9 protein-coding genes are annotated in these 10,196 nt (G+C 69.1%); 7 read left to right on the forward strand and 2 right to left on the reverse strand.

What is annotated here, in order from left to right:
• Positions 1-6: 6 nt before the first annotated feature.
• Entirely contained in the window at positions 7-1,929 is a 1,923-nt protein-coding gene (locus M0G41_RS18000) for a flotillin family protein (protein WP_248211575.1), read from the reverse strand.
• Between the two features lie 51 nt (positions 1,930-1,980).
• Positions 1,981-2,610 (reverse strand): hypothetical protein, encoded by a 630-nt coding sequence (locus M0G41_RS18005; RefSeq protein ID WP_248211578.1) that lies wholly within the window; start codon positions 2,608-2,610, stop codon positions 1,981-1,983.
• A gap of 1,090 nt (positions 2,611-3,700) precedes the next feature.
• Between M0G41_RS18005 and M0G41_RS18010 the strand changes: the two genes are divergently transcribed.
• The 7 genes from M0G41_RS18010 to M0G41_RS18040 are packed head-to-tail and all read left to right on the forward strand — an operon-like array spanning position 3,701 to position 10,009.
• Positions 3,701-5,554, forward strand: coding sequence for a glycoside hydrolase family 13 protein (locus M0G41_RS18010; RefSeq protein WP_248211580.1), 1,854 nt, complete (start codon positions 3,701-3,703; stop codon positions 5,552-5,554).
• Positions 5,555-5,614: 60 nt separating this feature from the next.
• Positions 5,615-6,925 (forward strand): diguanylate cyclase domain-containing protein, encoded by a 1,311-nt coding sequence (locus M0G41_RS18015; RefSeq protein WP_248211582.1) that lies wholly within the window; start codon positions 5,615-5,617, stop codon positions 6,923-6,925.
• Positions 6,926-6,966: 41 nt separating this feature from the next.
• Positions 6,967-7,917, forward strand: a complete 951-nt coding sequence (locus M0G41_RS18020) for an MBL fold metallo-hydrolase (RefSeq protein ID WP_248211584.1) — start codon at positions 6,967-6,969, stop codon at positions 7,915-7,917.
• A 22-nt stretch (positions 7,918-7,939) separates the two neighbouring features.
• Positions 7,940-8,362, forward strand: a complete 423-nt coding sequence (locus M0G41_RS18025) for a YeeE/YedE family protein (RefSeq protein ID WP_248211590.1) — start codon at positions 7,940-7,942, stop codon at positions 8,360-8,362.
• Complete coding sequence (locus M0G41_RS18030) at positions 8,359-8,781, forward strand: DUF6691 family protein (protein ID WP_248211586.1); 423 nt, start codon at positions 8,359-8,361, stop codon at positions 8,779-8,781. The genes M0G41_RS18025 and M0G41_RS18030 overlap by 4 nt, the downstream gene beginning before the upstream one ends.
• Positions 8,778-9,212 (forward strand): protein tyrosine phosphatase family protein, encoded by a 435-nt coding sequence (locus M0G41_RS18035; protein ID WP_248211587.1) that lies wholly within the window; start codon positions 8,778-8,780, stop codon positions 9,210-9,212. The genes M0G41_RS18030 and M0G41_RS18035 overlap by 4 nt, the downstream gene beginning before the upstream one ends.
• A 2-nt stretch (positions 9,213-9,214) precedes the next feature.
• Entirely contained in the window at positions 9,215-10,009 is a 795-nt protein-coding gene (locus M0G41_RS18040; protein WP_248211588.1) for a sulfite exporter TauE/SafE family protein, read from the forward strand.
• Positions 10,010-10,196 lie beyond the last annotated feature (187 nt).

Genomic DNA, 10,196 nt, shown 5'->3' on the forward strand with positions numbered 1-10,196 from the left:
CGGGGCTCAGGCTTCCTGCTGGGACTCTCCACCCCCCTTGCCACCCTTGGCCCGCTCACCGATGAACTTCGACAGCAGGTCCTGCACCAGCGGGCTCTTGTCGGAGAAGCCCTCCACCGCCTTGCCCAGCGAAAGGCCCTTGGCGAAGGTGTCGAAGACCTCGCCACCGCCGCCGATGATCTCGACCTTGGCCTTGGACAGGGCCGCGCCCAGCACCTCAGCCTGGTCGCGGGCGATCTGCTTGTTCGCCTCGATCGCAGCGATCGCCTGGTCGAACTGCTTCTCCAGCGCCATGCGGAACTCCTCGTGGGCGCGGGCGGTATCGCTGAGCGAGTCGAGGGTGCCGAACTTCTTGGCCAGGCCCTCGGCCTCAGCCTCGTAGCGCAGCCGGAGCACGTCGGCCTCGGAGGTGCCGACCTCGCGGGTGGCCTTGGCCTTGGTCTGGGCCACCGCCTCTTCGCCGCGGGCCTGGGCGCTGAGCTTCTCTTCCAGCACCCGCGCCTCGGCCAGGCCCTCCTTCTCCTTGGCCGCGGCGGTGACTTCACGCACGCGCGCATCGGCGAGGCCCGGCGCGGCGCGCTCGGCCTCGATCCCCTCGGCGAGCTTGCGCTTGGCCTCTGCCTGGCGCGCGGCGGCTTCCAGCTCGGCCTCGGCCAGCGTGGTGATCTCGACCGCCTTGTGCTTGGCGCGCTGCTCCTCGGCCTCGGCCTGCTTGACCTGCATGACCAGGGCCTCCTCGGCCTTGGCCTGGGCATCGAGGATGGCGACCTGCTTCAGGCGATCGGCCTCGCTGACCTGGCGCACTTCCTTGATGCGCTCCTCCTCCATGGCCACGGTCTTCTCGACCACGATGCGCTCGCGGACCACGTTGGCGATCAGCTTGCGCTGCTCTTCCAGCGCCTTCTCCTTCTCGATGCGCTGCAGCTCGACCTCGCGCTCGCGGGCGACGATTTCCATCTCCCTCGCGCGCTGGACCTTCTCGACCTCGATGACCACCGCGCGCTGGCGGTTCTGCTCGGCGACCTCCATCTCGCGCAGGCGGTTCTGCTCGCGGATGTCCAGCTGCTCCTGGGTGGCGATCCGCGCCTGCTCGGACTTCAGCCGCTCCTCCTCCTGCACCTTCAGCGTCTCCGCCTGCTCGCGGGCCTGGATGCTGGCGATCTCGCGCTGCTGCCTGGCCTCGGCATCGGCCTGCTGCCGCTCGAGGGCCAGCATGGCCTCCTTGGTCTCGACGTTCTTCTTGGTGATCGCCAGTTCCTGGTTGCGCTCCAGCTCGTTGGTGACCACGTTCTGCTTGGCGGTCAGCTCGGTGATCTTGCGGATGCCCTCGGAGTCGAGGATGTTGTTCGGGTCGAGCGAGGACTTCGGCGTCTGCTCGAGGTAATCGATGGCGACGTCCTCCAGCACATAGCCGTTCAGATCATTGCCGATCACCTCGATGATGCGGTCGCGGAACTCCTGCCGGTTCTCGAACAGCTGGACGAACTCGATCTTCTTGCCGACCGTCTTCAGCGCCTCGCTGAACTTGGCGTTGAACAGCTCGTGCACGGCGCCCTTCTCCGAGGCGCGGTCGACGCCGATCGCCTTGGCCACCTTGAGCACGTCCTGCTGCGTCTCGTTGACGCGCAGGTAGAAGGCGACGGTGATGTCGGCGCGCATGTTGTCGCGGCAGATCAGCCCGTCCTTGCCCCGCCGATCCACCTCGAGGGTGATCAGCGAGATCTTCATGAACTCCTTCTTGTAGATCACCGGGTAAACCAGCGCGCCGGTGAAATGCACCTTCGGCGTCGAGGACAGGTCGTTGACGATCAGTGCGGTGCCCTGCGGCACCTTGATGTAGAAGGCCTTGAACAGGGCGAACAGGCCGAAGATGACCAGGACGCCGATGCCGATGGCGGTCAGGATGGGGATGATCACGGCTTCATTCATGGCCAGGGCTCCGGTTGCTGGAACGTTGCGTTTTGCGGGAAGAACGGAACATCAGGCGTCGCCGCCGTCGGCGATCACCCGGTAGGCGTTGTGGGCGGCGACGTACTCGACCAGCACGACGCGGTCGCCGCGGACAAAGCGCCCGGCCGGCGCACGCACCTGCAGGATCAGCCCGGCCCCGCCGTCATCGATCTCGGCCTGGCCCCGCACCTCGTCGACCGCGGGGCTGCGCACGACGGCGGTGCGCCCGAGCAGGGAGACTTCATTGGTGACCTGCACCTTGCGGAACAGCGGCTTCAGCGGCTGCAGCACCAGTCCGGCGAAGGGCGTAGCGGCAACCAGGGAGGTCGGCACGATCAGCCAGCTCACTGCCGTCCGCAGGAGTCCCTCCGGCCACTGCCGAAGCAGCATGTAGTCGACGTAGTAGCAGCCGAGCCAGGCCAGCAGGGTCATGGTGGTGAGGATCAGGGTCAGCGGCACGCCGTCCAGGCCCAGCTTCATCAGCACGCCGGAGATGCCGCCGACCTCCAGCGCATCGCCATCGGGCAGCAGGGAGGTCTCCATCGCGTCGAGATCGAACAACCCCAGCAAGGCGAGCAACCAGTAGCCCAGCATCAGCGCCAGCAGCAGGCTGAGGATCACGGTCGGAAACGACAGCGCGATGTCGAGGAACAGGTCCATGCACGCCCCCCGGCGGCGGTGGTGGGAGATGCTTCACAGACGGCTTCCCCGGCCGGCTGTGACGCGAGGGGGCAAGGATACCGCGGGGCCGGGCCGAGGGCGCTCGGCGGGCGCATGGAAACGCGGGCCTGGGCGGGTTCGGGACGGGGATGGGAGCTTTGTGCGGTTCGCCCTGGCCGGTGAGTGGGGCCTGTTTTGCGACCAGAGCACGACCAAGAGCTTTCAGACCGACCTACGGTCGGCCCGAGTCACTTTCTCTTGGTCGGCACGAGCCGCGCAGGAGCGCGGCCGAACGCCGCAAGCGGCCCGAAGGGCGGCGGACAGGAGGTCCGCCGTAAGAGAAAGTAACCAAAGAGAAGCCGTCCCGACTTCCGCGCCGTCATTGCTTCGCAATGACGGTTCCCTGCGTTGCTCGGAACCCGACGGCCGGCGCGTTCGAGCGACAGCTCGTGGTAGCTGCGAAGCAGCCCAGCTCGCGCATCCATGCGCTCGAACATCCACGCCTTTCCCCGCCGGCTTCCTGCGCTACTCGGCGCTGCACACGGGGCCCAAGATCAAGAGCGAACCACCTCCCGACCTCCCCCTCCGCCGCTGCGCGGCGCAAGGGGAGGAGACAAGCGGGACGCAGCGTAGAGCCTTAGCGCCTTGATGATTCAAGGCGTCACGGACTCCCGGCTGTGCGGCCAGGAAGGCCGATCAATGGGGCCCCTGTCTGGCGGCGGGCGGGTGGAGGATCAGCCCGCAGGGACGCGCGCAGGAAGCGCGCGTGTTTTTCGCCAGTACACGGACGTGCTGTCGAAAAACCCCGGAACCCGCACGTGGACCTGGAGGGCAGGAGGCCCGGAAGGCGCCTGACCGGGGTGTCCTTTCTTTGGGTCACCTTGCTTTGGACAAGCAAAGAAAGGTGACTCGGGGCGCCCGAAGGGCGGCTCGAAACGCCCTTGGTCTTGATCTTTCTGTTGATCGAAAGGGCCAGGTTCGCCGGCCAGGGCGAAGGACGGCGATCAGCTCAATCGCCACTGCAAACGAATGCAATACGCCCAAACCCGCACCTGGTTTAGCCTGTCCATCCAATCAACGGAGGACGGTCATGCGCGGAGTGGGTTGGCTGGGGCTGCTGCTGTGGCCGGTGCTGGCGGTGGCCCAGGGACCGACGGTGGAGCGGGTCGACCCGCCGCACTGGTGGACCGGGATGGCCGAGCGGCAGGTCCAGCTGATGGTCTACGGAAAGGGCGTTGGCGGCCTCAATGCGCGTGTTCTGCATCGCGGGGTCAGCGTGACCGGCATCCAGCGCGGGCACAGCCGGAACTACCTGTTCATCGACCTGCATATCGGCGCCGAGGCCGAGCCGGGCGTGGTGCGGATCGACTTCGTCGGCGACACGCGGACGATCGGCGGTTTTGACTACACCCTGAAGGCGCGCGGGGCGGGCTCGGCGCAGCGCCAGGGATTCGGCCCGAAGGACCTGATCTACCTCGTCGTGCCCGACCGCTTCGCCAACGGCGATCCCGGCAACGACGTGGTGCCCGGCCTGCGCGAGGCGCGGGTCGACCGCAGCGACCCGGGCGCCCGCCACGGCGGTGACCTCGCCGGCATGACCGGCATGCTCGACTACCTGGCCGGGCTCGGCGTCACCCAGGTCTGGCCGACGCCGCTGGTCGAGAACGACATGCCGGCCTACAGCTACCACGGCTACGCCTTCACCGACGGCTACCGGATCGATCCGCGATTCGGCAGCCATCAGGACTACCTGAACTTTGTAGCCGCCGCGCGCAAGCGAGGCATCGGGGTGATCCAGGACATCGTGCTGAACCATATCGGCAGCCAGCATCCGTGGATCGCCGATCCACCCACCCGCGACTGGATCAATGCCGGCGGCCAGTTCTCGCCGACCAGCCACGTGCGCAGCACGGTGCAGGACCCCTACGCGGCCGAGATCGACCGCCGCGACTTTGCCGACGGCTGGTTCGTCGAGACCATGCCCGACCTCAACCAGCGCCAGCCCCTGCTGGCCAGCTGGCTGATCCAGAACTCGATCTGGTGGATCGAGGAGGCCGGCCTGTCCGGCATCCGCGAGGACACCTATCCGTACGCCGACGCGGCCTTTCTTTCCGAGTGGGCGCGGCGGATCCGTGCGGAGTATCCGCGGATCAACCTGGTCGGCGAGGAATGGAGCCGCAACCCGGTCATCGTCAGCCACTGGCAGGCCGGCAGCCGACGCTCTGGCCACGAGGCGCAGACCCCGAGCATGATGGACTTCCCCCTGCACTACGCCCTGCTCGATGCACTCGGCGCGGGGCGGGACGGCACCGAGGCCGGCTGGATGAGGGCCTACGAGGCACTGGCCAATGACGTGATCTACCCGGCGCCCGAGCAGCTGGTCCTGTTCGAGGGCAACCACGACACGCCGCGCCTGTACTCGCTGCTGGACGAGGACCTCGATCTCTGGAAGCAGGCGATCACCTTCCTGCTGACCTCGCGCCGGGTGCCGCAGGTGTTCTACGGCACCGAGGTGCTGATGCGCAGCCCGAAGGCGCGCAATGACGGCCTCGTGCGCAGCGACTTTCCCGGCGGCTGGCGCGACGATGCGGTCAGCGCGGTGGAAGGCAGGGGGCTGGACGCGAAGCAGCGCGAGGCACAGGACTTCCTCCGCCGTCTGGCCCGCTTCCGCAAGGGCGCCCCGGCCCTGCACGAGGGCAGCCTGATCCACTTCGTCCCGCAGGCTGGCGTCTATGTCTACGCCCGGCGACATGCCAGGCAGAGCGTGCTGGTGATCCTCAGCCAGAACCCCGAACCGGTGGAGCTGCCGCTCGGGCGCTATGCCGAGGTGCTCGGCGAGGGACGACGGGGGATCGATGTGCTCAGTGGCCGGCCCTTTGTTGCCGGCGAAGCCCTGAGTATCCCGGCGCTTGGCCTGGGGGTGCTGGCGTTCGACGGCGACTGAGACAGCCCTGCCCCGGCCGGCTTGCGCTACAGTCGCCCCAGTCCCTGCCTCGGTGCCCACGTGCCCGACCGTCCCGACCTGTCCGAAGTCCTCGACCTGTTGCTCGACGCCGTCTGCGTAGTCGATCGCGAGGGTCGCTTCGTCTACGTCAGCGCGGCGGGCGAGCGCATCTTCGGATACCCGCCTGAGGCCATGCGGGGACGCAGGATGATCGAGCTGGTCGCTCCCGAGGACCGGCCACGCACGCTCGAAGCCTCGGCGCGGGTGATGGCCGGCAACCCGCTGCCGCACTTCGAGAACCACTACGTGCACCGGCTGGGCCACCGAGTGCCGATCATGTGGACGGCGCGCTGGTCCGAGGCGCATGGCATGCGCATCGCGGTGGCGCGCGACATCACCGAACGCCGCCGCGCCGAGCAGCTGCACCACGCGCTGTTCGCGCTCTCCGAGGCGGCCCACGAAACCCGCGACCTGCACGCCCTGCTCGGTCGCACCCACGCCATCCTGGACGGCCTGCTCCCGGACAGCCATTGCGAGGTGGTGTTGCGCGATAACGGGCAGGATCGGCTGCACTACCTCTACCGCAGCGAACGCCACCCCACGGCAGGGATCGACCCGGCGGCGGACCCGTTCCTGGCCGGCGTGATCGAGGCCGGCCGCGCGCGCCGCTCGAACGACGGGAGCGCCGGGTCCGCGCGCAGCGGCAGCCGGATCGGCGTGCCCCTGGTCGGTGAGTCATCAGTGATCGGCTGCATCGCCCTGGAGCGCGATCCCGGTCGCGCGGGATTCGGCGAGGACGATCTCGAGCTTCTCCGCCACGTCTCCCGGCAGGTCGCCGCCGCGATCGAACGCAATCGCCTGCACGCAAGGCTCGAGCGGCTCGCCCACTTCGATGCGCTGACCGGACTGCCCAATCGCAGCCTGCTGATCGACCGCGTGGAGGTCGCGATCGCCCGCGCCGAGCGGCATGGACACCAGCTGGCCCTGCTCTTCGTCGATCTTGACGGCTTCAAGCAGATCAACGACGAGCGTGGACATGCCGCCGGCGACCGGCTGCTGCAGGAAACGGCGCACCGGCTGCAGCGCGCGGTGCGCTCCTGCGACACGGTCGCGCGGATCGGCGGCGACGAGTTCGTGATCCTGATCGAGGACCTGGTCGAGCCGCAGGGCGCGCAGCACGTCGCCGATAGCATCGGCCGGCAGCTGCAGGCCTCGACCGACGGGGTTGACCCACTCTGCGGGGCCAGCGTCGGCATCGCGCTCTATCCGCGCGACGGTGTCGATGTCTACTGCCTGCTGGCGCGGGCCGACAAGGCGATGTACGAGGCCAAGCGGGCGCGCCGTCGGCCGGTGCGGCTTTCCGGGGCCTGATGCCTGCTGCGACGCTGGCGGTAACCTGCGAAACTGTCGGCATGTCCGCACAGCCCCAACCCGATATGCATGACGCCGCGCTGGCCGCTGCCGAAGCGCAGATTCGCCACGCCCTGGCCGATCCCGCGGCCCGCCCCGAGGTCGCTGCGTTCTTCGACGAGGCGACGAACACCGTGAGCTACGTGGTCCACGACCCTGCCACCCGCGAGGCGGCGCTGATCGACAGCGTGCTGGACTTCGACCCGGCCAGCGGACACACCGCGCACGATTCGGCGCGCAGGCTCGTCGAGCACGTACGCGATCATGGTCTCAGCGTGCGCTGGCTGCTGGAGACCCACGCCCATGCCGACCACCTCTCGGCCGCGCCGTGGCTGCGCGCCCAGGTCGGCGGGGAGCTGGCCATCGGCCGCGGCATCACCGAGGTCCAGGAGGTCTTCGGCAAGGTCTTCAATGCCGAACCGGCTTTCTCCCGCGACGGCAGCCAGTTCGACCGGCTGTTTGCCGATGGCGACTGCTTCCGGCTTGGCCACATCGACTGTCGCGTACTGCACGTTCCTGGACACACGCCTGCCTGCCTTGCCTACGTGATCGGCGAGGCGCTGTTCGTTGGCGACACCCTGTTCATGCCCGACTACGGCACCGCGCGCTGCGACTTCCCCGGCGGCTCGGCGCGCACCCTCTACCGCTCGATCCGCCGGCTGCTCTCGCTGCCCGAGGCGGCGCGCGTGTTCCTTTGCCACGACTACAAGGCCCCGGGTCGCGACCAGTACCACTGGGAGACCACGGTCGGTGCCCAGCGCACCGGCAACGTGCACGTGCGCGACGGCATCGACGAGGAGCACTTCGTCGCCATGCGCGAGGCGCGCGACGCGACCCTGTCGATGCCGCGGCTGATCCTGCCCTCGGTGCAGGTGAACATGCGCGCCGGACAGCTGCCGCCGGCCGAGGACAACGGCGTCACCTACCTCAAGCTTCCCCTCAACCTGCTCTGAGCCCACTTCCTCCATGAACGACATCGGCATCGTCTGGCCGCTCGCCGGCGGACTGCTCATCGGACTTTCCGCTGCCACCTACCTGTTGCTTACCGGCCGCATCGCCGGAATCAGCGGCCTGCTGTCCAGCGCGCTGGGAATGCAGCCCGGCGGGTCGCGGCGGCTGGGCCTCGGCTTTGTCGCCGGCCTGCTGCTGGGCAGCGCCGCTGCCATGGCCTTCCTGCGCCAGCCGCAGATCCTCATCGAGGCCTCGACGCCGCTGCTGGTGGCCGGCGGCCTGCTGGTCGGCTTTGGCACCCGCTGGGGCAGCGGCTGCACCAGCGGACACGGCGTCTGCGGCCTGGCCCGGCTCTCTCCGCGCTCCGTGGTGGCCACGCTCACCTTCATGGGCGTGGCGGCATTGACCGTATTCGTGATGCGCCATCTGCTGGGGGCGGGCGCATGAGACTGGTTATCGCGGCAATCTTCTGCGGCGCGCTGTTCGGCGCCGGCCTGGTCATCTCGGACATGGTCAACCCGGCCCGGGTGCTGGCCTTCCTCGATGTCGCAGGCGCCTGGGACTACACCCTCGCCCTGGTCATGGGCGGCGCCCTGATTCCGGCCGCCGTGGCCTTTTCGCTGCGCCACCGGCTTCGTGCCCCGCTGCTTGGCGACCGCTTCCATGTGCCCGACAGCACCCGCATCGACCTGCCCCTGGTCGGCGGCGCGGTGATGTTCGGCCTCGGCTGGGGCCTGGTCGGGTTCTGCCCGGGCCCGGCCCTGGCCGCCCTGGTGACCGGACTGCCCAAGGCGCTCATCTTCTTCGCCGCGATGGCGGCCGGCATGCTGGTGCACCGCCTGACCCTCGACCGGCCCAAGTCATGAGCCCCCGGTTCCCGCAGCTGGAGGAGGGCCTGTCGGTGGCGGCGCAGATCGCGCTGGACGACCTGCCCGCCATCGCCGCGGCGGGGTATCGATCGCTGATCTGCAACCGGCCGGACGGCGAGGCAGAGGAGCAGCCGGACATGGACGCGGTCGCCGAGGCCGCCGCCGGTCTTGGCCTGCCCCTGCGCCGGGTGCCGGTGGTCGGCAGCGCGATCAGCGAGGACGATATCGCCGCCCACCGCGCGGCCCTCGCCGAGTTGCCGCGCCCGATCCTCGCCTACTGTCGCAGCGGCAACCGCTGCAGCGTGCTCTGGGCCCTGGTCCGCGCCGACTCGATGCCCGCCGAGCAGATCATCGACACCGCCCGCGGGGCCGGCTACGACCTCTCCGCCCTGCGCCCCTGGCTGCAGGCGCGCGCCGCCAGCCGCTGAGGGTGGAACTCGGGCTCCTGCAATACCTGCTCGGCGCCGCCTCCGGTGCCGTGGTCGGCCTGTCCCTGGCCCTGGTCGGGGGTGGCGGATCGATTCTCGCCGTGCCCCTGCTGGTCTACCTGGTCGGCGTGGGCCAGCCGCACCTGGCGATCGGAACCGCGGCGCTGGCCGTGGCCGCCAACGCCGCCCAGGGCCTGTGGCAGCACGCCCGTCGAGGCAACGTCCGCTGGCCGTGCGGCGGCGTCTTCGCCGCGGTGGGCGCGGTGGGCGCCTGGGGCGGATCGACCCTTGGCAAGGCGGTCGACGGCCAGGCCCTGCTCGCCCTGTTCGCCGTGCTGATGCTGGTGGTGGCCGGGCTGATGTTCCGCCACCGGCGAGCCGAGGGCGACCCCTCGGCCCGGCTGGGCCGCGAGAACGCGCCACGCCTGTTCGGAAGCGGCCTGGTGGCAGGCGGGGTCGCCGGCTTCTTCGGCATCGGCGGCGGTTTCCTGATCGTGCCCTCGCTGATGTGGTCGGCGCGCCTGCCGATCCTGCTCGCCATCGGCTCCTCACTGGTCGCGGTCACCGCCTTCGGCCTCACGACGGCGCTCAACTACGCCCGCAGCGGCTGGGTCGACTGGACACTGGCCGCGGTGCTGATCGGCGGCGGCTGGCTCGGCAGCCAGCTCGGCGCCAGCAGTGCAAGCCGCCTTGCGGCCCGTCGAGGCACCCTTAACATCGTGTTTGCATCGATCATCGTGGTGGTGGCCGTTTACATGCTCTACCGCAGCCTGCCCGAGCTCGGCCTGCTGGCCTGAGCCGCGGCACAGCGCAGACACGACGCCCGACGTCTTCTGCGGGCGCGAAGCGGACGTACCGCATAACCCGAATGTAGACACTCTGTTCCCTGTCAAGCGATTTCTTGGCTCGGGAACAGCCTGCTCCCGTCGTACTTTTCTGGGCTTTTGACGAGGGTCCAGGCAGCGGTGAGCAGCTTTCTCATGA

Source organism: Pseudomarimonas salicorniae, from assembly GCF_023156535.1.
Lineage (GTDB): Bacteria > Pseudomonadota > Gammaproteobacteria > Xanthomonadales > Xanthomonadaceae > Pseudomarimonas > Pseudomarimonas salicorniae.

Coding starts and splice junctions, on each gene's coding strand:
- M0G41_RS18000 (WP_248211575.1), bottom strand. CDS start 1,929: ATGAATGAAGCCGTGATCATCCCCATCCTGACCGCCATCGGCATCGGC.
- M0G41_RS18005 (WP_248211578.1), bottom strand. CDS start 2,610: ATGGACCTGTTCCTCGACATCGCGCTGTCGTTTCCGACCGTGATCCTC.
- M0G41_RS18010 (WP_248211580.1), top strand. CDS start 3,701: ATGCGCGGAGTGGGTTGGCTGGGGCTGCTGCTGTGGCCGGTGCTGGCG.
- M0G41_RS18020 (WP_248211584.1), top strand. CDS start 6,967: ATGTCCGCACAGCCCCAACCCGATATGCATGACGCCGCGCTGGCCGCT.
- M0G41_RS18030 (WP_248211586.1), top strand. CDS start 8,359: ATGAGACTGGTTATCGCGGCAATCTTCTGCGGCGCGCTGTTCGGCGCC.
- M0G41_RS18035 (WP_248211587.1), top strand. CDS start 8,778: ATGAGCCCCCGGTTCCCGCAGCTGGAGGAGGGCCTGTCGGTGGCGGCG.